The sequence below is a fragment of the Streptomyces sp. NPDC004435 genome, from assembly GCF_042873895.1.
GTDB lineage: Bacteria > Actinomycetota > Actinomycetes > Streptomycetales > Streptomycetaceae > Streptomyces.
Map to the genome: position 1 here is coordinate 233498 of NZ_JBIAMB010000006.1, position 23697 is coordinate 257194.

Annotated in this window: 13 protein-coding genes; 9 read left to right on the plus strand and 4 right to left on the minus strand. The window is 73.0% G+C overall.

Annotation, left to right across the window (positions count from 1 at the left end; translation table 11 throughout):
• Positions 1 to 171: 171 nt before the first annotated feature.
• The 4 genes from ACFYT9_RS13155 to ACFYT9_RS13170 are packed head-to-tail and all read left to right on the plus strand — an operon-like array spanning position 172 to position 8340.
• A complete protein-coding gene (locus ACFYT9_RS13155) occupies positions 172 to 1725 on the plus strand; it encodes a TIGR02677 family protein (protein ID WP_389163361.1) in 1554 nt (517 codons plus the stop codon).
• Complete coding sequence (locus tag ACFYT9_RS13160) at positions 1722 to 2969, plus strand: TIGR02678 family protein (RefSeq protein ID WP_389163047.1); 1248 nt, start codon at positions 1722 to 1724, stop codon at positions 2967 to 2969. The genes ACFYT9_RS13155 and ACFYT9_RS13160 overlap by 4 nt, the downstream gene beginning before the upstream one ends.
• Complete coding sequence (locus ACFYT9_RS13165; protein ID WP_389163049.1) at positions 2966 to 7111, plus strand: TIGR02680 family protein; 4146 nt, start codon at positions 2966 to 2968, stop codon at positions 7109 to 7111. Before ACFYT9_RS13160 ends, ACFYT9_RS13165 begins: the two co-directional genes overlap by 4 nt.
• A complete protein-coding gene (locus ACFYT9_RS13170) occupies positions 7108 to 8340 on the plus strand; it encodes a TIGR02679 family protein (RefSeq protein WP_389163052.1) in 1233 nt (410 codons plus the stop codon). Before ACFYT9_RS13165 ends, ACFYT9_RS13170 begins: the two co-directional genes overlap by 4 nt.
• A gap of 274 nt (positions 8341 to 8614) precedes the next feature.
• Here ACFYT9_RS13170 and ACFYT9_RS13175 read toward each other — a convergent pair whose 3' ends face one another.
• The 3 genes from ACFYT9_RS13175 to ACFYT9_RS13185 all read right to left on the minus strand — a co-directional run bounded on the left by ACFYT9_RS13175 (position 8615) and on the right by ACFYT9_RS13185 (position 17594).
• Positions 8615 to 11959 (minus strand): ATP-binding protein, encoded by a 3345-nt coding sequence (locus ACFYT9_RS13175; protein WP_389163055.1) that lies wholly within the window; start codon positions 11957 to 11959, stop codon positions 8615 to 8617.
• 89 nt (positions 11960 to 12048) lie between these two features.
• On the minus strand, positions 12049 to 14991 hold the full coding sequence (locus tag ACFYT9_RS13180; RefSeq protein WP_389163058.1) for an FG-GAP repeat domain-containing protein: 2943 nt from the start codon (positions 14989 to 14991) through the stop codon (positions 12049 to 12051).
• The gene (locus ACFYT9_RS13185; protein ID WP_389163059.1) at positions 14991 to 17594 is read right to left on the minus strand and encodes a S8 family serine peptidase; all 2604 of its coding nucleotides are present in this window, start codon (positions 17592 to 17594) and stop codon (positions 14991 to 14993) included. The genes ACFYT9_RS13180 and ACFYT9_RS13185 overlap by 1 nt, the downstream gene beginning before the upstream one ends.
• A 559-nt stretch (positions 17595 to 18153) precedes the next feature.
• Between ACFYT9_RS13185 and ACFYT9_RS13190 the strand changes: the two genes are divergently transcribed.
• Genes ACFYT9_RS13190 through ACFYT9_RS13200 form a run of 3 tightly spaced genes read left to right on the plus strand, consistent with a single transcriptional unit; the run spans position 18154 to position 20337 of the window.
• Positions 18154 to 18618, plus strand: a complete 465-nt coding sequence (locus ACFYT9_RS13190) for a hypothetical protein (protein ID WP_389163062.1) — start codon at positions 18154 to 18156, stop codon at positions 18616 to 18618.
• Positions 18619 to 18631: 13 nt separating this feature from the next.
• Positions 18632 to 20020 (plus strand): hypothetical protein, encoded by a 1389-nt coding sequence (locus ACFYT9_RS13195; RefSeq protein WP_389163065.1) that lies wholly within the window; start codon positions 18632 to 18634, stop codon positions 20018 to 20020.
• 14 nt (positions 20021 to 20034) lie between these two features.
• The gene (locus ACFYT9_RS13200) at positions 20035 to 20337 is read left to right on the plus strand and encodes a hypothetical protein (RefSeq protein WP_389163067.1); all 303 of its coding nucleotides are present in this window, start codon (positions 20035 to 20037) and stop codon (positions 20335 to 20337) included.
• A gap of 151 nt (positions 20338 to 20488) precedes the next feature.
• On the opposite strand, the gene ACFYT9_RS13205 is transcribed toward ACFYT9_RS13200, so the two are convergent.
• Positions 20489 to 21283, minus strand: coding sequence for a MerR family transcriptional regulator (locus tag ACFYT9_RS13205; RefSeq protein WP_389163070.1), 795 nt, complete (start codon positions 21281 to 21283; stop codon positions 20489 to 20491).
• Between the two features lie 137 nt (positions 21284 to 21420).
• On the opposite strand from ACFYT9_RS13205, the gene ACFYT9_RS13210 reads away from it, so the two are divergent.
• Together ACFYT9_RS13210 and ACFYT9_RS13215 are read left to right on the plus strand one after the other, a co-directional pair.
• Positions 21421 to 22644, plus strand: coding sequence for an erythromycin esterase family protein (locus ACFYT9_RS13210; RefSeq protein ID WP_389163072.1), 1224 nt, complete (start codon positions 21421 to 21423; stop codon positions 22642 to 22644).
• A 204-nt stretch (positions 22645 to 22848) separates the two neighbouring features.
• The gene (locus ACFYT9_RS13215) at positions 22849 to 23355 is read left to right on the plus strand and encodes a hypothetical protein (protein ID WP_389163075.1); all 507 of its coding nucleotides are present in this window, start codon (positions 22849 to 22851) and stop codon (positions 23353 to 23355) included.
• Positions 23356 to 23697: the final 342 nt, after the last annotated feature.

Below are 23697 nucleotides of genomic sequence, written 5' to 3' on the forward strand. Positions count from 1 at the left end.
CTAACGGTGGGGCCTTGACATCAGGGGGCACCTGCGACGAAGCGGGCAGCGCCCGGGCTTGCGGATGCCGCGAGTGCAGGGCAGGCGCGATCAAGAGCGGTGCGAATCGGTCAAGTACTTAAGTCCCTGCCGATCACGGAGAACGGTCCGGGAGGATTGCAGGCGATGGACATGACTTCTTCCCGGTCGGAGGGCCCTCCGACCGGCTACGGGCCCTTCGCGCATCTCACCGCCCCGAACGTGCTGCTCTACCGCTCGGTGATGCGCGCCTTCCTCGTGGCCAAGGAGCGGTTCGCCGTACACCTGCGGCCCGAGGACGTCTACGCCGGGCTGCCCGCCGCCGTACGGCCCGGCGAGTTGGAGGGTGTCGTCGGCGCACTGGACAAGCTGGTCGAGTGGGGGAACCTGCGCGCCGACCCGGACACCGGGCGGGTCACGGCCGTCGAGGACTTCTACCGCAAGCGGTACATCTACCAGCTCACCCGGGAGGGCGAGGCGGCCGAGGAGGCCCTGTCCGCCTACGATGAGGCGCTCGGGCGGCGGGGTGCGCTCCAGGCCGTCGCGCTGCACGACATCGTCACCCAGCTCCGCGCCCTCCTTGTGCTGGCGGCCGAGGAGGCGCCGGATCCGGCCAAGACGCATCTCGCGCTGGACGGGCTCGCCAGTCGGTTCGGGGCGCTGGCCGACAACGCCCGGGCCTTTATGGGGTCCCTGCAGCGGACCATCGACCTCCACGACGTGGGGGAGGAGGTGTTCCTCGCCTACAAGGACCAGCTCATCCAGTACCTGGAGCGGTTCATCCAGGACCTCATCACCCTCGGCGGCCGCATCGCCCGACTGATCCTGGAGCTGGAGGAGGGTGGCAGCATCGAGGCGCTGCTGTGGGCCGCTGCCGCCCGTGAGGCCGCCGATGCCACCCCGCAGGAGGCCGCATACGCCGAGCAGGCCGCGTACGAGCGGTGGGCCGGCCGGTGGGCCGGGCTGGCGGCCTGGTTCCTCAGCCGGGACGGCCGGGAATCGCAGGCCCGGCTGCTGCGCGGCCGTGCGCTCGGGGCCGTACCCCAGCTGCTGGCCGTCGTACGGTCGCTGAACGAACGCCGAGCCGGGCGTTCCGATCGCTCCGCCGACTTCCGTACGCTCGCCCGCTGGTTCGCCGAGGCCCCCGACGACGCCCGGCACCGGCTTTGGCGCACCGCCTTCGGGCTGTACCCGGCCCGGCACCTCACGGTCGACGCCGAGACGCTGGCCGCCCGTGCCGCGCGTCCCGAGCCCGCGTCCACCCCATGGGCCGACGCCGAGCCGCTGCGCATCAGCCCGCAGCTGCGCCGTACCGGCAGCTACGAGCGGCGCGGCAAGACCCGCAAGGTGGAGGACCGGCAAGAAGCGCGCCGCAGGCTCGCCGAGGTGGCCGTCAAGCAGGCCGCGGAGATCGCGGCCGCGCGGGCCCGGCTCGTCACCGACGGCATCACCCGCCTGTCCGGGCTCGGCGAGCTCGACCCCGTCAGCTTCCGGCTCTTCCTCCAGCTCCTCGGGGACGCCCTGGCCACCTGGCGGCCCGGTATGACGCACACGGTGGCCACCAGCAACGACGGGTCCATGGAGATCCGACTCACCGCCTTGGCCGATGGATCCGCGGCCGAGGTCCGCACGCCGGGCGGCGTCTTCCGCGGCCCTGACCACACCATCGAGATCATCGATCTGGCGGAAGGAGACGACGGACTGTGAGTACTCCGCTCGCCGAAGTGCTGGACGGGCAGCATGCCGCGGAACTGCGCAAGGCCGCCCGCGCTCTGCTGAAGCAGCCTCTGCTGCTCGCCGTCGGCGCGTACGCCGACGAGTTCCGTCTCGTCCGGCGGCACGCCTCCGACCTGCGAGAGTGGTTCGACCGCAACACCGGCTGGTCCCTCCAGGTCGACGCCGAGACCGCCCGGCTGGGCAAGATCCCGGCCCACCTCGCCGATGCCACCCACCCCGCCCGCGAGGCCACGCGCAGCGCCGCCCCCTTCACCCGCCGCCGGTACGTCCTGCTCTGCCTCGCCCTCGCCGCCCTCGAACGCGGCGAGGCGCAGATCGCGCTCGGCCGCCTCGCCGACCAGGTCGTCCTCGACGCCACTGATCCGCAGCTGGCCGCGACGGGTGTCCAGTTCACCCTGGACCGCCGCGACGAGCGCCTCGACCTCGCCGCCGTCGTACGCCTCCTGCTCAGCCTCGGAGTGCTGCGGCGCGTCGCCGGCGACGAAGAGGCGTACGTCAGCGGCGCCGGAGACGTCCTGTACGACGTCGAACGGCGGGTGCTCGCGGGGCTGCTCGCGACCCGACGCGGCCCGTCCACCATCCGGGCCGCCACCCTGGACGAGCGGCTCGTCGGGCTCACCGCCGAAACGGCGCTCGACAGTGACGAACTCCGGTTCCGGGCGATGCGCCGCTCGCTGACCCGCCGACTGCTGGACGACCCCGTGCTCTACTACGACGAACTGACCGACGCCGAGCTGGGCTACCTCACGCGGCAGCGCGGTTTCCTCACCACACGCATCACCGAACTGACGGGCCTGGTGGCCGAGGTCAGGGCCGAAGGCATCGCCATGGTCGACCCCGATGACGACCTCACCGACCTCCGCATGCCGGAATCCGGCACCCACGGTCACGTCACCCTGCTGCTCGCCGAGTACCTCACGAGTGCCGAAGGTCCGGTCGTCTCCACGGCAGACCTTGAACGCCGTGTCGCCGCACTGGCCGCCGAACACGGAGGCTTCTGGGCGAAGTCGGCCCGTGAGCCGGGAGCCGAGGGGGAGCTGGTGGAGCAGGCCGTCAGTCGGCTCGCCGCCCTCGGCCTGGTCTCCCGTACTCCTGACGGGGTGGTGCCACGCCCGGCGCTCGCCCGGTACGCGGTCGGCGAGACCGTCGTACTCGAACCCCGCACAGTCGGCACCGCTCAGGTGCCCGCGCAGCGAAAGGCTCATCAGCGTTGACCCCCCGTGCCGTACTCCCGGTCCCCGCGCGCGCCCGCTGGCAGCCCCTGCGGATCGGTCTCGTCGATCTTTTCCACTACGACGTGGAGGAATTCCACTTCCGCGACGGGCGGCTGCTGCTCCGGGGGAACAACGGCACAGGCAAATCCAAGGTGCTCGCCCTGACCCTGCCCTTCCTCCTGGACGGGGACCTCAGCGCGCGCCGGGTGGAGCCCGACGGAGACGCCGGAAAGAGGATGGAGTGGAATCTGCTGCTCGGCGGAGAGCACCCCCACTCCGAACGGCTCGGCTACACCTGGGTGGAGTTCGGCCGCCGCGACGAGGTGAGCGGCGAGGAGCAGTTCCGTACGCTTCTCTGCGGGCTCAAGGCCGTCAGCGGGCGCGGCGTCGCCCGGCACTGGTGGGCGGTGACCGCCCAGCGGATCGACCACGCACCGGCCGGGGCGGTGTCGGAGGGGTCGCTCAGCCTCCTCGACACCACCGGCACGGTGCTGTCCCGGGACCGGCTCATCGAGGCGGTCGCGGGACACGGAATGGTCTACGACCAGGCCAAGACCTATCGCCGGGCCGTCGACGAGGCGCTCTTCGGGCTCGGGGAGCAGCGCTACGGCGCCCTCGTGGACCTGCTCATCCAGTTGCGCCAGCCCCAACTGTCCAAACGCCCCAACGAAGCCGCCCTCTCCCGCGCGCTCACCGAAGCGCTTCCGCCCATGGACCAGGCCGTCATCGCGGATGTGGCCGAGGCATTCCGCTCCCTGGACGAGGAGAAGGAGGAGCTACGGGCCGCCGGCGCGGCCGAGCGCGCGGCCTCCGCGTTTCTCGACCACTACCGGCGCTATGCCCGCATCGCCTCCCGCCGGCGCGCACGCCTCCCGCGCAGCGAGCACTCGAAGTACGAGCACCTGCTGCGCGACCTCGCCGAGGCACAGGCCGAGAAGGCCGCGGCCGAGGAGGAGCGGGCGGCGGCCGACGAGCGGATCGCCGCGCTCACCGAGACGCAGGCCCGACTGGAGGCCGTCGACGCGGCTCTGCGTGAGGGCCCGGAAATGCGCAGCGCTCATGAACTGGAAAGGGCCGCAAAGGCGTTGGAACGGTGCGGGCAGGACAGCGCACGCGCACGCGCCGACCGGGAGGAGGCCGCGCTGCTGCACACACGGGCGCTCGGGCGCCTCGCGGCGGCGGAGAACCGGTTCCAGGCCGCCGGGCACCGAGTCGAGGACACGCTGCGCCTCGCGCGGGAAACCGCCGAGGCGGCCCGGCTGGACCTGCCCGGGGACGAGGGGCTGACGGCGGCCGAACTGCGCGCCGCTGTGACCGAGGCGACCGACCGCCGACACCGCACCCTCGCGCACGTCGAGGAGCTCGCGGACCGCGCCGAGGCGGCAGCGGCCGAGCGCCGGGCCGCCGCACTGCGGCTCGACGAGACGGAAACCGACCTGGCACACGCCGCCGAGGAACAGGGCGCGGCCGACGAGACGGTGACGGCCGCGGGCCGGGCCCTGGTGGACGCCGTGCGCGAGCACGCGGGCCGGTGCGAGGAGCTCGCGTACGCCGACCCGGTCGGACTGTTGGACGAGCTCCAGGAGTGGACCCGGCACCAGGACGGGCCCTACCCGGCACGCCGGCACGGATCGGACGCGCACAGCGCCACGGCAGCGGTACTCGCCGACCAGGCGGCGCAATCAGCGCAGCGCGGGGCGGCCCTGGCGGCCCGTGCCCGAGACGCGGAACAGGAACTCGCCGAGCTGGAGGCCGGCGGCCGCCGTGGACCGCAGGCTCCCTACACCCGGAACCCCGGTCTGCGCGATCAGGCACCCGGCGCCCCGCTGTGGCGGCTGGTCGACTTCCGCGACGAGGTCGCGGAACGGGAGCGCGCCGGCCTGGAGGCGGCCCTGGAGGCGGCCGGGCTGCTGGACGCGTGGGTGCGCCCCGACAGCGCGGCCCTGACGGCGGACGGTCACGACGTACTCATCGACGCGCGGACGGGTCCGGTCGACGGGCCGTCGCTCGCCGACGTGCTGCGCCCGGCCGTCGACCACGGCGATGCCCAGGCGGCCCACGTGGGTGAGGAGACCGTGGGCCGACTCCTCTCGGCGATCGGCCTGGGCGCGGTCGCCGGGGACGCGGAGGCGGGTGCCGGGCCAGGGGGCACCGAGCCGACAGCGGGCACATGGGCGGCTCCGGACGGCTGCTACCGCGTAGGCGTCCTCATCGGTCGGTGGGCCAAACCTGCGGCCGAGTACATCGGCGCGGGCGCCCGGGAAGCCGCGCGGCGCAGCCGTATCACCACCTTGCGCGCCGAACTCTCCCTTCTCCGTGGAGAGGGGGCAGCCGAGGCCGTGCACGCGCAGGCTCTGGAGACCCGGCGCCGTACGCTCGACGCCGAACTGGCCGCGGTGCCCGACGACGGGCCGCTGACCCGGGCGCACGCCCGCGCGGCGGCTGCCGCCGATACCGCGCGCCGGGCCAGGTCCCGTCGTGAGGGACGGGCCGCCGACGCGCTGGCCGCAGCCGAGCGGTCGGAGCTGGCGAGCGCCGAGCTCCAGGAGACCGCCGCCGATCTGGGGCTGCCCCCGGACCGGCCGGCGCTGGCCGTCGTACGGCAGGCCCTCGTCGAACTCGCGGCCGTCCTGGCCGCACTCTGGCCCGCCCTGCGCGAACGAACCGAAGCGGCACGGCAGGCACAGGAGGAGCGTGACGAAACCGGCCGGGCAGGGGAGCGCACCGCCGAACTCGCCCTGCGCGCGGAGGAGGCCGCCCGCGAGGCGGCAGCCGCGGACGAGCGGCTCACCACGCTGCGCTCGACCGTTGGCGCGGCCGTGGCCGAGCTGGAACGGCGGCTGGCGGAGACCGCGGAGGCCCTGCGCGGCTGCGCTGCCGATCAGTGGTTGTCCCAGGACCGCCGCACGGAGGCGGACCGGCGGGCCAACCGGGCCGAAGGCCGGATCGAACAGCTGGAGAAAGCCGTCACCGAGGCTGCCTCCGCGCGCTCCGAGGCCATCGCCGCGCTCCAGCGCTTCACCGCCACCGGGCTGATCACGGTCGCGCTTCCCGAACTCGCCGTACCGGCCGCCGCCGACGGCCCGTGGGCGGCCACCCCGGCCATCGCCCTCGCCCGTTCCCTCGAAGCGGAGCTGTCGACGACGGACGACTCGGACGGTGCTTGGGAGCGCGTACAGCGGCGTCTGAGTGAGGAGCTCAAAACCCTTCAGGACGCGCTGTCCCGGCACGGCCATACCGCCTCGGCCCGGATGGTCGAGGACGGGATGATCGTCGACATCGTCTACCAGGGCCGCGAACGCGCCGTACCCGAACTCGCCGAGGCGCTGGCGGTCGAGGTCGGCGAACTCACCCGCATCCTCTCCGCGAATGAACGCGAGATTCTCGAAACCCACCTCATCACCGAGGTCGCGGGCACTCTTCAGGAGCTGATCGCGACCGCCGAACGGCACGTGCTCGCCATGAACGCCGAACTGGAGGACCGTCCGACCTCCACCGGCATGACCCTGCGCCTGGTGTGGCGGGCCTCCCGCAAGGCACCTGCCGGCCTTGCCCAGGCCCGTGGCCGACTGCTCCAGACCGCCGACGCCTGGACTCCCGAGGACCGGGCCGCGGTCGGGGAGTTCCTGCAGACGCAGATCGCCCGCCAGCAGACCGAGGACGCGGCCGGCAGCTGGCTGGAACACCTCACGGCGGCGCTCGACTACCGTTCCTGGCACGAGTTCGCCGTCGAGCGGCAGCAGCACGGTCGCTGGGTGCCTGCCACCGGCCCCGCGTCCGGAGGCGAACGCGTCCTGGCGGTCTCCGTGCCCTTGTTCGCCGCGGCCTCCTCGCACTACGCGAGCGCGGCCAGCCCATACGCACCACGACTCGTCACCCTGGACGAGGCGTTCGCGGGCGTCGACGACGACTCGCGCGCCAAGTGCCTCGGCCTCCTGCACGCCTTCGACCTGGATGTGGTCATGACCAGCGAACGGGAATGGGCCTGCTATCCGCAGGTACCGGGCATCGCCATCGCCCAGCTGTCCCGGGTCGACGAGGTGGCCGCCGTTCTGGTCACCCGCTGGGAATGGGACGGCACGGCTCGTACCCGTCACGAGGACCCGGTGCGCACGCCGGACCCGGAGCCCCTGTGGACGTGAACAGGCCTCCGGTCGACGAAGCCCGCCTGCGCCGCCTCCTCGGCGGGCCCGATCTGGCCTGGCTGCTGGAGCGCGTACGCCGTCGGCTGGAGCGCGGACAGTCCCTCACCGGACCCGTCTCCCTGGCCGCGCCGACCCCGGCCCAACGGTCCGCGGCCGAGCGGCTGCTGGGCCGGGCCCCGGGTGATGGCAAGGCGCTGACGGTCCGGCTCGACGCCGTGGACGCCGTGCTGGTCAGATCAGGCGTCAGCCCCGAGGGCCTGACGGTGGCCGTGACGACGCTCACCGGGCCCGTCGTCCCTCTCGAAGAGGTCCGCCGGCGTGAGGACCAGGCCTGGGCGGAGGCCTACGCTCCGCTCACCGGGCTCGCCGGAGAGGTTCCGTCCCTCGAGGAATGGGTCGGCCGGGTACGCGAAGACGGCCTTGTGCGGCGTCTCGCCCGTACGCCTGAGGCCGCCCGACCGCTACTCGATCAGGTGGCTCGCGTCCTGCGGGAACTGCCGGCCGAGCCGTCGCGCTCCCTCTCCGTGTTCGCCGCGGACATCCTGGGCAGCGCCCACGCACTGGACGACGGCACACCCCCGGCGACGCTCTGCCTCTCCGGCATCCGTGCCCTCACGGGACATCCGGACGGGGCGGGCGCAGCCTGGCGACGGGCCGCCTGGGCCTCCGCCGGCCTTCTCCGTGACGACGTCTCTTCCACGGTCCTCACCCTCAACCTCCGGGGGACCCCCGCTCTGGACTGGATGGCCGACATGGGGGAACCGTGCGTACTCACCCTTCGCCAGCTCGCCCACCGTCCGCTCCGGACCACACCGCCGGTGGTCCACATCTGTGAGAATCCGGCCGTCCTGTCGGCCGCGGCCGACACCTACGGCCCGGGTGCCCTCCCGCTGGTCTGCCTCCAGGGCCAGCCGTCGGCTGCCGCCCTGGCCCTCCTGGCGCACCTCCACGAGCTCCGTGCCGAATTCCGCTACCACGGCGACTTCGACTGGGGCGGCCTGCGCATCGCCACGACGCTGCACCAGCACGTGCCGTGGCAGCCATGGCGCTACACAGCCGAGGAATACTGTGCGGCGGTGACCGCTGCCGGTTCTACTCCCCTGCCTCTGACCGGGATGTCGGCGCTGTCGCCATGGGATCCGGATCTGGCGACTGCCCTCGCTGAGCACGGTGTGCGTATAGAGGAGGAGGCTGTTCTGGACCCGTTGCTGGCAGACCTCGGGTAGGACGTGCGGCTGGTGAGACATGCGACGTGCCGAGACCGGGACCGACGCCAGGACCAGTGACGCTCGTTTGACGCACGGACCCTCACGAAGGGCTGTGAATGGTGATCCATGTGGCCTTTGACCTGCTGCTTTGCTGGCCGGCCTCGATTCGTACGTGCTCTCGATGACCCACCACGTGGAGTGCGTCGCGATTCTGGAGCCGGCTGACAAGGGGCGCTGACCTGGCGTTTCTCCGGGGGCTACGTGCCTTGGGTGCGAGATCTTGACGCGTCGGTCAGCTCGGTGAGGTGTCGCCGAGCAGGTCCTGTGCCCAGGTCGCACGTCGGGTTCCCGCCGGGTACGGGAGGGTCTCGGCGGATGCCACGGCTCGGGTCAGTTCGGTGGTGCCTTCCGGGGTTCTGCCGAGGTGGTGCAGGGCCGTTCCCAGGGCGATCCGGGCCTCGACCTCGGCGAGCCGTTCACCCGTGCGTTCGGCTCGGGCCGCCTCGGCCCGCGCCCGTCGCATCGCGATGCCGGGGCGTCCCGACATGAGTTCCGCCCAGGCCACCAGGACCGGCGCGTCGTCGGCGTGGCCGTCCAGGGCCCGCAGGGCCTCGTCCGGGCGGCGCGCGTACAGCGCCAGTTCGGCACGTGCCGTGCGCACCTCGTGCCCCGCCTGCCGGTCGCCGAGCGCGGTGGCGACCACCTCGGCACGGTTCACCACGGCCGCCGCCCGCGCCGCCTCGCCCAGGAACGCCCGCACGCGCGCCATCGTCGCGAGGGCGTGCGGAAGGCACCAGGCGTCGTACGCCTCCGCGCCCGACACGGCCTGCTCGGCCAGGGCCAGGGCCGGCTCGGGTTCTTCGAGCAGGAGACGGAGCTCCGCGAGGTTCGCCCGCTCGAAGGCGGCGGCGATCGGATCGCCGGACTGTTCGGCCAGGGCGAGTGCCCGGCCTCCGATCCGGACGGCCTCGCGCAGGCGGCCGGAGCGCCGCGCGTTCTCGCGCAGGGTCGACAGGACCGAGCCGAGCAGCGTCGGATCCCCGTACGCCTCGGCCGGTGCCAGCGCCTGGTCACCGGCCTCGCGTGCCTGGTCGAGGCGTCCGGCGAGGCCGAGACTCGCGGCCTGCAGGGCGAAGGCGCGGGCCGTCAGCCCCTGCCCCCGTGTCCCCGGGACCTTCCGCGCGGCCGTCAGGGCGTGCCGGGCGGCCTCCGCTCCGGCCGCGTACCGTCCCTGGGTGCAGCGGACGACGGCCAGGGCGAGGCAGTGGGCGGCCGCCGGTTCCGGCGCGGTGCCGGCGGTCACCGGGTGCTCGCGCAGCGTCCGGCGGGCGGCGCCGGGGGCCCGGGTCTTGGCGAGGGCCTCGGCGAGCAGGGCCGCCGTGAGGACCGTGTCGTCGTGGTCGCCGCGGCGCGCGAACTCGGTCAGGGCGAGCCGGAGGGCCTCGGCGGCCTCCTCGAAGTGGCCCATCCTGCGCAGGACGTGGCTGTGCGCGAGCCGTGCGCGGGCGGCGTCGACGTCGAGGCGGGCGACGAGGTCGCGGTAGTAGCGGTCGGCGGTGTCGTTGGCGTACAGCGCGGCGGCGCGTTCGGCGGCGCGGCGCAGGTAGGCGGCCGCGCGGGGGTCGTCCGCGCGCGCGAAGTGCGAGGCGAGGGCGTCGACGGCGTTCGGCCGCCGGCGCAGGACCGCCTGGGCGAAGGCGGTGTGCAGCCGGCGGCGGCGGACCGCGGACAGCTGCTCGTAGCAGGTGAGACGGACGAGGGGATGGCGGAAGGCCACCCCCGCCTCGGGGCGTCCGGCCACGACCACCCGCCGTTCCTCGACGAGCGAGGCGGCGATGGCGCGTTCCAGGGCGTCGGTGGCGGCGGCGCCGGACACCGGGGGGTGCAGCGCGTGTGCGGCGACGTCGAGCAGCTCGGTCAGCGCGGCCTCCCCGCCGGCCACGGAGAGCGCCTCGACGACCCGGCGCGTGTCCGTGTCGAGCCGGAGGAGCCGGTCGGCGACCAGTTCCCGCACGCTGTCGGGGGCAACGTTGTCAGACGGGCCGTCGCAGGGCAGGCCGCGGGCGAGTTCGAGGGCGAACAGAGGGTTGCCGAGGGAGAGTTCCCACACCCGGTGGGCCCGTTCGTCGTCGGGGACCTCGGCGGTCGCGTCGCGCACCACCGCCAGGCACGCCTCCTTGCCGAGCCTCCCCAGCTCCTCGCGCGCCGAGAGCCGCTGGCGCGTGAGCGAGGCGATGACCGAGCGGCGCGCGTCGCCGTCGGGGAGTTCCTCCTCCCGGTACGTCACCAGGAACCGCAGCGCCGTTCCGCGTTCCGCCGCCCGCCGGGCGAGATGGCCGAGGAGCTGGTACGAGCCGGTGTCGGCGGCGTGCAGGTCGTCGAGGACGACCAGCACCGGGCGGACCGCGGCCAGGTCGCCGAGCAGGGCGGTGCTCGCCCGGAACAGCCGGTCCCGCTCCTCCTCCGGGCTCCGTTCGTCCTCCGCCCGCAGACGCCCCAGCGACGGCAGGAACGCCGCCAGCTCGGGGTACTCGGCGCCGACCCGGGCGCGCTCCGCGGCGTCCCGTTCGGCCAGCCAGCCGTCCAGGGCCTCGGCGAACGCCCCGTACGGCGTGTGCCCCTCCGCGTCGTGTCCGCCGCCCCACAGCACGGCCGTGCCGGACCGCGCGGCCCGCCGCGCCGCCTCGCGGGCCAGACTGGTCTTGCCGACGCCGGCCTCGCCGGTGAGCAGGGTCACCGGTGGCCCGGCGGCCGAGAGCAGCCGCTCCAGCACCTCGTCGCGGCCCCGCAGCGGCGCCGCTGCGGGGGCCCGCAGGGGCGCGGGCAGGGACGGAGCGGACAGGGCGGGCGCGGGCGCGTCGGTGAGGGCCAGCCGGTGCAGCCGTTCCGTCTCGGGCCTCGGCCGCACCCCCAGCTCCGTGTCCAGCGCCTCGCGGCACAGGTGGTACTGGCGCACCGCGAGCCTGCGCAGCCCCCGGCGCAGGAACGACTCCATCAGGATCCGGTGGGCGGCCTCCTCGGCCGGGTTCGCCGCGAGCACCCGTTCGACGGTGGAGGCCGCCTCCTGATGCTCGTCCGCCGCGAGCTGGGCCGTCGCGAGCGCGAGCAGCACCAGTTCCCCGAGTCCCGCGAGCCGGTCGCGGCGGGCCGCCGCCCACTGCGCGTAGCGGTCCTCCGGCAGCAGCTCGCCGGTGAAGTGCCGTGCCGCGTCGGCCAGCGCGGCGGTGTCCCCGGAGGCGAGCGCGGCGAGGGCCGTCTCCTCCGCGTGATCGGTGTCGATCCACACGGTCCGCGGATCGAGCAGCAGCAGTGAGCCGTCGGAGACCAGGTACGACGAGGCGGCGCGGGGAGCCAGCTCCGGTTCCAGCGCGTGGCGTGCGGCGTGCAGGGCGACGCGCAGACTGCGCAGCCCGGCCTGCGGATCGGCGTCGGGCCAACAGATGTCCACGGCCTGATCGCGGTGCAGGCGGTGGCCGGGTGTCACGGCGAGCAGCTTGACCAAGGCGCGGGCGCCGGGCCGCGGCCAGCGTTCGGCGGGGGCGGGGCCGTGGTCACGTGTGGCGCGAAAGCCGCCGAAAAGGTGCAGACGGAGCAGTGGAGCGGCGGATTCCCGCCGGTTCGACTGTCGCTCGCTCATGTGGGCGCCACTGTAACCGAGCATGCCGAGGCCCCCCTGGGCGGTGGGCCCAGGGGGGCCTCGGATCAGCGGTTCACGTCAGCGGGAGCTCAGGAGAGCTTGTACGTGGTGACCTGGTGGATGCCGTTGTCGGTGACGAAGTACCCGCCGCCGAACAGCGCGGCGGCACGGTCCCGCCCGTGGTCGTCGCTGTTGAGGGTGAGCATCTCGTCGACGCCGTCGCCGTCGAGGTCGCCCGCGAAGTAGTTGCGGGCGCCCATGAGGCTGCCGATGCTGCCGACGGACGGCGCCCAGGAGTCCTCGGAGTCGAGGATGCTCGGGTCCCAGAGGTACATGCCGGCCTCGGAGCCCGCTCCCAGGAGCTCACGCCCGCCGGGACCGGTCACGAAGCCACCGCCGTACGACTGCGGCGTGACGAACTGCGTCGTGTCGTCGCCGTTCGCCCGGTAGCGCCGGAACGAGGCCGTACCGCCCTCGTACAGCACGCCGTCCTTGGCGAAGTAGCTGTTGTGCGTCCACAGACCGCCCGCGAGCCCGGAGTGGAGCACCTCGCCGGTGCGGCCGTCGCGGATCTCGAAGAAGTTCTGCGGGCTGAGCGCCGTGGTGTCCCACTTGACGGGCGCGCTGACGGCCCACAGGTAGATCACCGCGTGCCCGTCGGCGTACGGGATCTCCTTCGAGGCGAAGACGCCCTCGGTGGGGATGGCGGTGCGGACGCCGCCGACCGCCGTGGCGGGCGCCGTCGGCGCCACGGACCAGCGGACCTTTCCGGTGCCGGCGTGCAGCGCGACCGCGTTCGTCACCGGGGCGTCGAGGTCGTACGCGTTCAGGCTCGCGTACGAGGCGTACACCCGGCCGTCGTTCACCGACGGGTCGGCGAACCGCACGTCGCCGGCCCCGGTGGGAGCGCGGTACGTCCACAGGGCGTGGCCGTCGCCGTGGTAGGCGCGGAGCGCGTCCGTCGGGACGAGGAGGTCCAGCTCGCCGTCGCCGTCGAGGTCGGCCAGCGTCGTCGAGCGGACGAACTGGCCCTCGGGGGCCTCGACGGTGGTGAGCGTGCGGCCCGTCCGCCCGTCGAGGACGACCGTCGCGGTGTCGGCCGCGACCACGATCTCGGTCCGGCCGTCACCGTTCACGTCACCGGTCCTGATGTCGTGGACCGCGCCGGGGACGGTGGCCCGCCACAGCTTCCGCGGCTTGCCGCCGTCGACGAGCGACGGGCCCGAGTAGGCCCACACGCCGTTGGACGAACCGCCCATGATCAGGTCGGCCGCGCCGTCCTTGTTCAGGTCGGCGCTGTCGGCGTAGGCGATGTCGCCCTGCAGCGGGGTGACGTTCTCCGCCTTGCCGTTGCCCAGTTTGAACGTACGGACGTTCTGCGCCTGGTCGACGACGCGCACGTGCGTGCCCCGGGCGTCGGTGAAGACGTCCTGGTACATGGGCGCCGCGGCGACGCCCTTCGACTGCCACCTGACGGCGCCCTTCCCGGAGTACACGGTCAGCGAGGCGTAGCGCAGGCCGCCGCGGTTCTCGGCCTCGTCCATGGCACGGTCGTCCTGGGCGGAGGCGATCAGGGATCCGCCGGCCACCCGCAGTCCCCAGACGCTGGGCGCGTCCTTGCCGTTGGCGGCGTTCCGCTTGATCGTGCTCGACCACAGGACCCGGCCCGCGTCGGTGCCGTCGACGGCGCGGACGGTACTGGCACTGATCCACAGGTTCTCGTCGAGCGAGGACTCCGCGACGGCGTACTCGTCCCCGGCCTTCGCGCCGAGGTCGCCGACCGCGAGGGCGGTGGGCACCACGTTCTCGCGGCTGTCCAGCGTCGAGCGCAGACCGGCCTTCAGGTCGTACGCGGCGACCTCGTAGCGCACGGCGTCGGTGGTGTCCGCCTGCTCGACGGCGACGAGCCGCTTGCGGCCGGTGTCCACCCGCAGCTGACGGGCGTACAGCATGCTGTCGGTCTGCCAGGTCACCGAGCCGTCCGCCGTGTCGAGCACGAGGACGCGGCCCCGGCCCGCGACACCGGCGGCCTTGGCCAGGTTCCAGGACACGGCGACCTTGCCCCTGCCCAGGTCCTGGATGTCGCCCCAGTTGGCGCGCCGGGCCTCGCCGGTGTCGTACGTCCAGGTCTGTGCCGGGGCGAGTGTGCCGTCGGCGGCCGCGGAGAAGCGGATGCCGGTCAGGGTCATGGTGGCGGCGGCCGGGACGCGCGGGTCGCCGCTCATCCGGGGCGCGTCGGCGACCAGCAGGGTCCCGTCGACGATCTTCACCAGGGAGGCGCGGTGGTACAGCTTCGACCACAGCGTCCGGCCGGTCCGTCCGTCGAGGACGGTGACGAACGTGCCGGTGTTCAGCGTCGAGCCCGGGACGGTGAAGGGGCGCGGGTAGGGGTTCGTGCCGACCTGCGCGGAGAACACCAGGTCCGGGCTGCCGTCCCCGGTCAGGTCACCGGTGGAATAGCCGGAGTCGGAGTTGGCCGAGAACGGCGAGACCGCGTTGTAGCCCATCAGGATCTGCGCCGGATACGGCTCCACCCGCCACACCTGGGTCGGCTTGACCTGCCAGTCGGTGAAGAAGGAGCTGCTGGTGCGGGCCCACGTCTCGGCGCCGTCGGCGGCGTGACGCTGCACGTACCCCATGCTGTTGACGGTGAAGTACTCGCCCTTGGTGCCGATCGGCACCGTGGCGCCCATGCCGCGCACGCCCTCCAGCGTGGACTTCGCGGTCATGGTGACCTGGGTGGCCGGGTCGACGGCGCTCGTCGACGCGCCGCCCGTCGCGGTGCCGCCGGCGGCCGTGGCCTCCGGGGAGCCGTCGGCCTCCGGGGCGATCGTGTTGTCGGCGGTGGCGCCCTCGTACGGGTCGAGCGCGGCGCGGGCGGCCAGCGACTCGGCCTCGGTGCTGCTCAGCCTCATCGCCGAGCCGCTGTCGTCGGCGGCGGCCGGGGTCGTCGGGGCGACGCTCAGGCACAGGCCCGCCGCGACCAGGGCGGAGGCGAGCCGGATGCCCCGCCGCGAGAGGTGTGTGCTCATCACTTGGCTCCCTGCGAGAAGCGGACGGCGGTGCCCGCGGTGAGGACGGGCTGGTTGTACGCGTACTGGAGGGCGTCGGCACCCGACTGGTCGGCGATGCCGACGGTGGCGCCCGCTCCCTTGTCCGCCACCGCCTTGTACTGGAGGGTCACCGCGCCGGTGGCCTCCTCGAAGACGATCTCGAAGGTGGAGCGGCCCGGGGTGCCGTCGGCGTAGGCGGCGTCGTTCCAGACGACGGCGAACCTGCGGTTGCCCGTGCTGCCGGTGGTGGCCGTCTGCACGGACGACTTCCTGTCCAGCGTCAGGTCGTCCCACAGCGGGGCGACGATGCCCTTGACGCCGTTCGCGCCGGTCGTCGGCAGGGCGGTGTTGTGGTAGTCGCCGACGCGCGGGGAGAGGAAGTTGAGCAGGCCGTCGGTGGTGACCGAGGCGGAGGTGTACGAGACGCCGTAGTGCTTCACCGGGAAGGGCAGGGTGATCCTGGCGGAGTCCTCGTCACCGGTGAGCGCGACCTTCTTGGAACCGGCGATCCAGGAGTACCCCGCCGGGGCGCAGCTGTTGCCGGTGGCGTCCGTGCGGTTGGGGACCCGGACGTTCTGCTGCAGATCGGCGGTGCCGACGGTCACGGTGCCGTGGTGGACGCCGTTGCACAGGACCGGCGCGGCGGGCCTCACGATCAGGCTGTAGGAGCCCTCGGCGACCTTGGCGAAGTCGTACGCGCCCTTGGCGTCGGTGGTGACGGTGGCGAGCGGCGAGCCGTTCAGCTCGACCGTCGCGCCCGGCAGCGCCTTGCCGGTGACGTCGAGGACGGTCCCGGTGACCCGGTGCGAGGGGGCCGCGGTCAGGGCGACGTCCTGGGTGAGCGGCGTGCCGGTGGTGAGCTGGACGCCGGTGACCGTACGGGGCGCGTAGCCGTAGCCGCTGAGCGCGAAGTCGTACGTGCCGGGGGCGAGGGAGAGACGGTAGGCGCCGTCGGGGCCGGTGCTGACCGAGCGTACGCCGGTGGCGGTGCTCGTGGCCTTGACGGTGACGCCGGAGACGGCGGCGCCGGTGTCCTTGTCGGTGACCTTGCCGGAGACCGTGACGGCGGTGTGCGGGGCCTTCTCGACGGAGGCGAGGATGTCGAGCCTGCCCTCGCCCCAGACGTTGTTCGTGCCGGCGGTGCCGCCGCAGTGGGTGTCGTCGACGTCGCGGGCGCCCTGGTTCAGGAGCGCGCGGGTCGCGTCGATGTCGCCGATGAGCGAGGGGGCCGCCGACCAGAGCAGCGCGACCGCGCCCGCGACGTGCGGCGTCGCCATCGACGTGCCGTTGATGGTGTTGTAGGACGAACCCGGCCACGTGGACCGGATGTTGACGCCGGGAGCCGAGATGTTCGGCTTCATCGAGCCGTCGACGAGGGAGGGACCGAAGCCGGAGAAGTTCGCGATCTTCCCGGAGGCGTCGTACGCGCCGACGCCGTAGGCCGGGGCCTGCGCGCCGGGGGCGCGGGTGGTGGAGCAGGTCCTGCCGTCACCGTCGTTGCCGGCGGCGAAGGCCTCGAAGATGCCCGCGGCGTTCCACGCTTCGACGATGTCCTGGTAGAACGTCGTGTTGCCGCCGCCCCAGGAGTTGTTGACGATGTGCGGCGCGAGGTCCGGGCGCGGGTTCTGGCCGTTGCGGTCGGTCGGCGCGAGGATCCATTGGCCGGCGGCGAGGAGCGACTCGTCCGAGCAGGAGGACGACTCGCAGCCCTTCGCGGCGATCCACCGGGCGTTCGGAGCGACACCGACGCCGTTCGCGCCGACCATCGTGCCCATGGTGTGGGTGCCGTGGCCGTTGTTGTCGCAGGGGACGCCGCCGGTGCCGCACTGGCCGGTCGGGTCGTACCAGTTGTAGTCGTGCGTGAAGCCGCCGTTGCCGTTGTTGCCGCGGTACCCGGCGACCAGGTCCGGGTGGTCGTACTGCACGCCCGAGTCGACGTTGGCGATGACGATGCCCTCGCCGCGGTCGTCGTACCCGTTCCAGACGTCGTCGGCGTTGATGTCGGCGACGCCCCACTCCGGGGTGACGGCAGCGCCGCCGGCGGCGGCCGTGCCGGAGGAGGCCGTGCCGGTGGCGGCGGCCGTGCCGGAGGTGGCCGTACGCGTCGTGGTGATCCGGTCGTCGGCGGCCTCGACGTCGTCGAGCGCGTAGTGCTGCTCCTTGACGATCGAGGCGACGTCCGAGCGCTTCGCGAGCCGCTCCACGAGCTCCTGGCCGCCGCGCACCTTGACGGCGTTGGCGATCCAGTACTCCTCGTGCCCGACCTTCTCCCGGTCGAGGAAGGCCGTCAACGACCGCTGGGAGGCGTCGGCGTGGGCGCGCAGCTCCTTGTACGCGGCCTTGGCCTTCGCCGCGTGCGTCCGCTGCTTCCTGACGTCGGACAGGTCGGCCTGGTCCTTGAGGACGACGAAGAACGACGCCTCACCGCCCTCGTCCACGGCGTCCAGCAGGGCGGCGTCCACCGTGGCGGACGGCGCGGCGTCGGCCGCGACGGCGGGCGGGCCGGCCAGTACGGCTGCGGCGACCAGGGCGGCCGCCGCCCAGGCGGCGGATCCGCGCAGGGGCGATCGTGGCAGGTGCATCGGGATGCTCCTCGGAGAAGGTTCGGGGAGCCCGGACGCTAGACAGCCGCCGTTACTCGGGAATTACAGCCCACCGGCCGGGCCGCCCGGCCTGCGCGGAGGCCAGGGGGCCTCGCGCCGGACCGAGTCGGCCGCCCGGGAAGAGCGCCGGTCGCGTGTCGACGGTGCCGGCCGGCGGCGCACCTGTGCGGACGACTCTCGTGATCGTGTCGCCCGCCCCTCCGAAGCCCCCCGCCGCACAGTTCCGCGTCGGCGCGGGACTGTTTGACGTCGGCCTTCTTCGGGGGAGCGAGGGAGACACCGGCCTCCTTGAAGTCCGGTCCGAGGGTGAGCTTCATCAGCTGGTCCTCGGGGGCGTTCGCCGTACCGGATTTCAGTGCCGCGGCGGGCAGGCCCATGAGGTCGGCGAGTTTGCGGGCTTGGCCGGCCTGGTTCGGTGCGTACTCCAGTGTCGTCGTGGACACGTCGGCCGGCGGCCGTGTCGCCGCAGCCGCTCCCGCCCTCATGTCAAGTATCTTGGCTCGAATAATAGTTCGGAGTGCGGTGAACGGGGGCAACTTTGGCCTGGAACGAGTGGGAGCAACTGAAGGCAGCCGCGGCCGAGCGGCATGCGGCCGCCGCGGCGGATCCCTCGATGCGGCTGAACGAGGCGCCGTCGGGTCCGGGAGGTGCCGGGACGGGCGGAGGGTCGGGTGACGGCTTCCGCGTGAAGCACCAGTCCCTCGACGGCAGTTCGCATCTGCTGATCGAGCTGGCGGGGCTGCTCTACCAGGGGCGCCCGGACGGGGAGCTGTGCACGACGGCGCGGGCGCCTCGCTCGCATGCGGCCGTGGCCGAGAAGGTGGACCGGTTCGCGCGGTTCGCGGACGACCAGTTCCAGGATCTGACCTCGCTGCTCGCGGCGCTGTCGACGCGGCTGCGGGACACCAAGAGCAACTACGTCGCGTACGACGGCGAAGTGGCGGGCGGACTGATGAACGCCCTTCTCGAGACGGGCGTCTACGTTCCGCCCGAGAAGCGGTGAGGGGGAGATATCCGTGGCGTACACCTATCGTGCCGATGTGGAGTTCCTCGAAGGGTGCAATCCGGCGCTCGTCGAGCGGAACGCCGATGAGTTCCGGCGGCTGCGCGACCTGTTGCTGAGCGTCGAGCCGTCGGTGTCCAGGGCGGCCAAGAAGACCGACTGGGTCAGCGAGAACCGCAAGCCCTACGACGACCGGCTGCGCGAGGCGAACGAACTCGTCACCCACCTGTCCGGCGGATACGACAAGGCACAGAGCGCGCTCCTGCACTACGCGCGTGCCCTCGAGATCGCCAAGTCGCACTACTCGGACGGCCTGCGCGCGGAGGCGACGCTGAAGGGCCTGGTCGCGCAGGTGGCCGACGCCGTCACGGAGACGGCACAGCGGGCCGAGCCGATGCGGCAGTGGGAGGACCTGCGCGGTACGACGGGATTCCTGGACTGGATGGCGGAACTGACCGTCGACATCGACGACATCAAGGACGAGGCGAACCGCGCGCACGACGACGCGAGCGCCGCGTTCGGCCGGGCGCAGCGCGCCGAGAAGGAGGCCAGGGACAGCTGTACGGCCTCGCTCGACGCCGCGTACAAGGCGCTGCCCGACTTCCGCGGCGGCGGCTTCGGGGACGCGAAGGACCTGCTCGGGTCGATACCGGCGCTGCGGGCCGAGGCCGCACAGGCCGAGGGCGATCCGCTGGCGAAGCTGGCGGGCAGCGGCCCGAAGGCCGAGTTCACCCGGCCGGTGGGCAAGGACGACGAGTCGGCGGCCCTGCGGGACATCCGACTGCGGCTCACGCAGCTGCCGGAGGCCGAGGACGCGTACTGGTCGACGCCGTCGGACGCCCAGGACCGGCGCGAGTGGATCGCCGCGAACAAGGAGATCATCAAAGCGGCCGCCGAGCGCTCCGGCCTGCCGGCCGACATGGTCGCGGGCATCGCCTGGCAGGAGATCGGCGGGCAATGGGGCTGGATGGACGACGGCGTCGACACGATCCGGCACATCTCGGAAGGCGGCTGGTTGCCCTGGACGCCGGAGAACCTGCCGGTCGACCGGCTCGCCAGCCCGCCCGACGAGACGTCCTTCGGTCCGATCGCGATCCAGGTGCGCCGTGGCGCGGAGGTGCTCGGCTACGACCCGGAGAACCTCACCGAGGGCCAGCGCGACACCATCGAGGCCGCCCTCCAGGACCCCGGTCAGAACATCTTCATCGCGAGCGAGTACCTGAAGATGCTCAAGGAGGAGAGCGGCTTCGCTGACGTACCGGCCGAGGAGATGACCCGCGAGCAGCGCCAGGAGCTGGCCGCCCGCTACAACGGCGGACCCTATTGGCAGAATGAGCAGGCCCAGGGCTACGGCCGGGGCTTCGACCGGAACCTGGACGACGCGAGAGGCGCCATCAAGTGAGTGGGACGGGGCGCGTGTCCGGTGCGGCGCGCGGATCGTGGGCGGCCGTACTCGTCCTGGTGGATCTCCTCGGCTGCTACGTGGGATACGGCGCGCTGTTCATCCGGCCCGAGGGCGACTGGGACTCGGCCGCGATCGACGGGATCGCGGCGGCCGCCGTGTTCCTGTGCGTCCTCGGCGCCGTCGGTCTGCTCCTCTCGGCCGTCCCCGTGCGGCGCGGCACCCTCGCCCGCTGGTGGCTGCTGCCCCCCGCGGTGTTCCTGCTGTTCGGGATCGCGCGCCTGGTCCACATCGAGTACGCCTATCCGGTCTCCTGACGCGCGGTCGAGGGAGACCCGGCGATCTTTCCGCACGGCCCGGCATCGCGTTGCCGGCCCCTTCGTTCTCGGCCGTGGAACGAGGGGGCCTGCGACGGGACGCCGCTCCCGGCGCCGACGCCGGGCTCGGACCCGGGGGCGTCAGGGTTCGTCAGGGTGGGCACGCCCCCGTACCCGTAGGGGCCGTAGGAGTCGTGGGGGTTGAGGTGCGGTCCCGGGGCACGGTGGGGGAGTCGCCCTCCACGGCGAGGCAGTCGGACAGGAGGGCCGCCGCTCTCAGCATCGCCGTGCCCCTGGCCGTGACGCGGTGGCGCCAGTCCTCCAGGGCCGCCTCCAGGGCCTGCGTGTCGCCGGCCGTCCGGACCTGCCGGACGACCGTGGCGATCAGCTTCAGCGGGTGGCGGCCTCGGCGCAGGAAGTGCGCCAGCTCGGCGTCGCGCACGTCGTCGGCGTCGTAGGTGCGGTGGTCGGTGCCGGGACGGCGGCCGGGTACGAGGACGCCCGCCCGTTCCCAGGCGCGGAGGGTCGCCACGCTGACGCCGAGCCGGTGGGCCAGTTCGCCGCTGGTGAAGGGCTGGGTGGTTCGCGGGGCGTGCCAGGCGGAGCCGCGCGCGCGTTTCCTGAGGTGGGCCAGGACCTCGCCCACCGCTTCCAGGGTCCCCCGGTCGCGGAGGAGTTCGGCGTGGCTCCGGTCGACGGCCGCCAGCGCGTCGTCCAGGCGGCCTTCGGTCACCGCCCGCATGATCGTGCCGCCCTCGGCGTACCCATGGGCCGGGACCACGGCGAGGTACGCCCGCAGGGCCGCCGCGTGGCGTTCGGTGTACCGGCGGTACCCGGTCGCGCTGCGCTCGGCCGGCGGCAGGAAACCCTCGCGCTCGTAGTTGCGCACCGTCTGCGGAGAGATGCCGTGCTCCTGGGCGAGATCGACCGGTCGCAGATAGGCCATGTTTGAAACTATAAGGCGGCTCGCTGCCGCATTTAATGGCGCATTCCCGCCACAACCCTCAAACGAATGTTCAGGTATAGCTTCCACCCCACGGAGCCCAAAGGGCCACCCCTTCCAGCCCGAGAAAGGTGGATCGCATGACCGTCACCCTCAAGGACGCCGTCCGGACCGTCGGCGCGGCGAACCTCGTGGAACTGCTCGGGGCCCGGCCACGGGTCCTGGCCCTGGGGGAGCCCACCCACGGCGAGGACGCCCTGCTCGACGTGCGCGACGACCTCTTCCGCCGGCTCGTCGAGGAGGACGGGTACCGGATCGTCGCGCTCGAGAGCGACTGCCTCGCGGGCCTGATCGTCGACGACCACGTCACCACCGGAGCCGGCGACCTCGACGACGTGATGGCCCGCGGATTCAGCCACGGCTTCGGCGCGTCCCCCGCGAATCGCGCGCTGGTGCGCTGGATGCGCGCGTTCAACGAGGGCCGGCCGACGGCGGACCAGGTGCGGTTCGCCGGCTTCGACGGCCCGCTGGAGATGTCCGGCGCCGCCAGCCCCCGGCAGGCCCTCACCGCACTCCACGCCCACCTCGCCGCCCGGTGCGACGCACCGATGCTGCCCTGTACCGCCACCACGCTCGACGGACTCCTCGGCGACGACACCCGCTGGACCGAACCCGCCGCGATGCGCGACCCGTCCCGCTCCGTGGGGCGGACGCCCGACGCCGAGCGCCTGCGGCTGATCGCCGACGACCTGACCGCCCTGCTCGACGCGCAGGCCCATGACCCGGGGGACCCGGCGGAGCGCGAACGGTGGGACCGGGCACGGCTCCACGCCCGTACCGCCGCCGGACTGCTGCGCTACCACTCCTGGACGGCCGACACCTCGCCCGCCCGCCTGGCCGGCATGCTCGCCCTCCGTGCCGCCATGATGGCCGCCAACCTGTTCGCCCTCGCCGAGCGCGGTCCCGTGCTCGCCCACAGCCACAACGCACACCTCCAGCGCGTGCGGGCGACCTTGCGGATGGGCGGGCAGCGGGCCGAGTGGTGGCCCGCCGGGGCGATCGTCGGCTCCCGCCTCGGCGAGGAGTACGCCTTCGTCGCCACCGCCCTCGGCACGATTCGCCACCGCGGGGTGCAGCCCCCGCCGCCGGACACCCTCGAAGGCATCCTCTACGGGCTCCCCGAGGACCGGTACGTGATCGACGTACGCCTCCTGGCCGAGGCCCTCGGGGACGTACCGCCCGCTCCCCGGGAGTCACCCTGGTTCGGCTACGCACCCCTGGATCCGGCAGGGCTGACGGAGCAGGACGCCCTCGTCTTCGTCAGGGACGCCCCCGAGGGCCCGCAGTGGTTGCCCCTGGGGTGACGATCAGAGGCAGGGCGGGCGACCGCAGGAGGGCCGGGGCCTGCCGCGGCCCGTAAGGGTAGGGGCGGCCGCGCCTCGCCGGTCGGTCTAAAAGTGTGTTCTATGCCGGTAGGCGGCGTATGGGAGAGGTTGACGATCGGTCGCCGATCGGGAGTGCTTCGATCCAAGGGAGTGCGCCTCCCGAGGTCTGGCAAGATCGACGGCATGTTCGACTTCGGCATCACGGGCTACGAGCCGGCATGGTTGGAGGGCCGTAGTGACGTCGTGCAGGAGCATGGGCATCGTCTGCGTGCTCTTGCCGGGCGGACGCTCACGCGGGTCTGGATGGTCTGGGACCTCAGGGATGACGAGTGGTTCTGCGACTGCCCGGTGCTGTTCGACTTCGATGGCGAGCAGGTCGAGATCAACCATCACAAGCTGGGCGACCTCTCGCTGACGTGGAGCATGATCGACCCCACCCGCCCGGTCCGGTGGTCCGGCTTCGACCTGCGGTGGCGCCCCGAACCCCTTCCCGGGGTGCAGGCTCTGCGGGGCCTGCCGCTCAAGGGCGTCGAACTGCTCGAATGGACAGGTGGGGATGTCGCTCAGGGAAACGTCGACATCAGCTTCGCCTTCGGGACGGGGCGCGTGACCGTCTTCAACGCACTCGACGAGAACGGGATGAGCTTCGACCCACCCGGTCCGAGCCAGCGGCCCTACCTCCTCCATTGAGCACCAGGAGTTCAGGTAGCGCGCCGGTTCGGGCGGATTCCGTGGTCAGCCGGCGGCTTGTCAGGTCGACCATCGCCGGCTCGCCCACGACTACGAAACCCACCCCCCACCCCCACCGCTCCGAAGCCGTGGTTCAGGGGCCACGGTCGACTTCATGAGCCGACGGCTCACCCGCGCATCCACATCGACCTGGCGCGACCCGATCGGCACACGCGCGATCACCTGATCCAAGCGGCTTCGTCACCCGAATCCTCAAACAGCCCTGCTGGGACGGAACGCTCCTCAGGTGCCGTCTCCGTACCCTTACGCCCCCGCCCTTACGCCCCCGCCCCTACGCCCCTG

Excerpts from the sequence above, each read along its gene's own strand:
- ACFYT9_RS13155 (WP_389163361.1), top strand. The coding sequence starts at position 172 with ATGACTTCTTCCCGGTCGGAGGGCCCTCCGACCGGCTACGGGCCCTTC.
- ACFYT9_RS13215 (WP_389163075.1), top strand. The coding sequence starts at position 22,849 with ATGTTCGACTTCGGCATCACGGGCTACGAGCCGGCATGGTTGGAGGGC.
- ACFYT9_RS13210 (WP_389163072.1), top strand. The coding sequence starts at position 21,421 with ATGACCGTCACCCTCAAGGACGCCGTCCGGACCGTCGGCGCGGCGAAC.
- ACFYT9_RS13180 (WP_389163058.1), bottom strand. The coding sequence starts at position 14,991 with ATGAGCACACACCTCTCGCGGCGGGGCATCCGGCTCGCCTCCGCCCTG.
- ACFYT9_RS13175 (WP_389163055.1), bottom strand. The coding sequence starts at position 11,959 with ATGAGCGAGCGACAGTCGAACCGGCGGGAATCCGCCGCTCCACTGCTC.
- ACFYT9_RS13205 (WP_389163070.1), bottom strand. The coding sequence starts at position 21,283 with ATGGCCTATCTGCGACCGGTCGATCTCGCCCAGGAGCACGGCATCTCT.
- ACFYT9_RS13185 (WP_389163059.1), bottom strand. The coding sequence starts at position 17,594 with ATGCACCTGCCACGATCGCCCCTGCGCGGATCCGCCGCCTGGGCGGCG.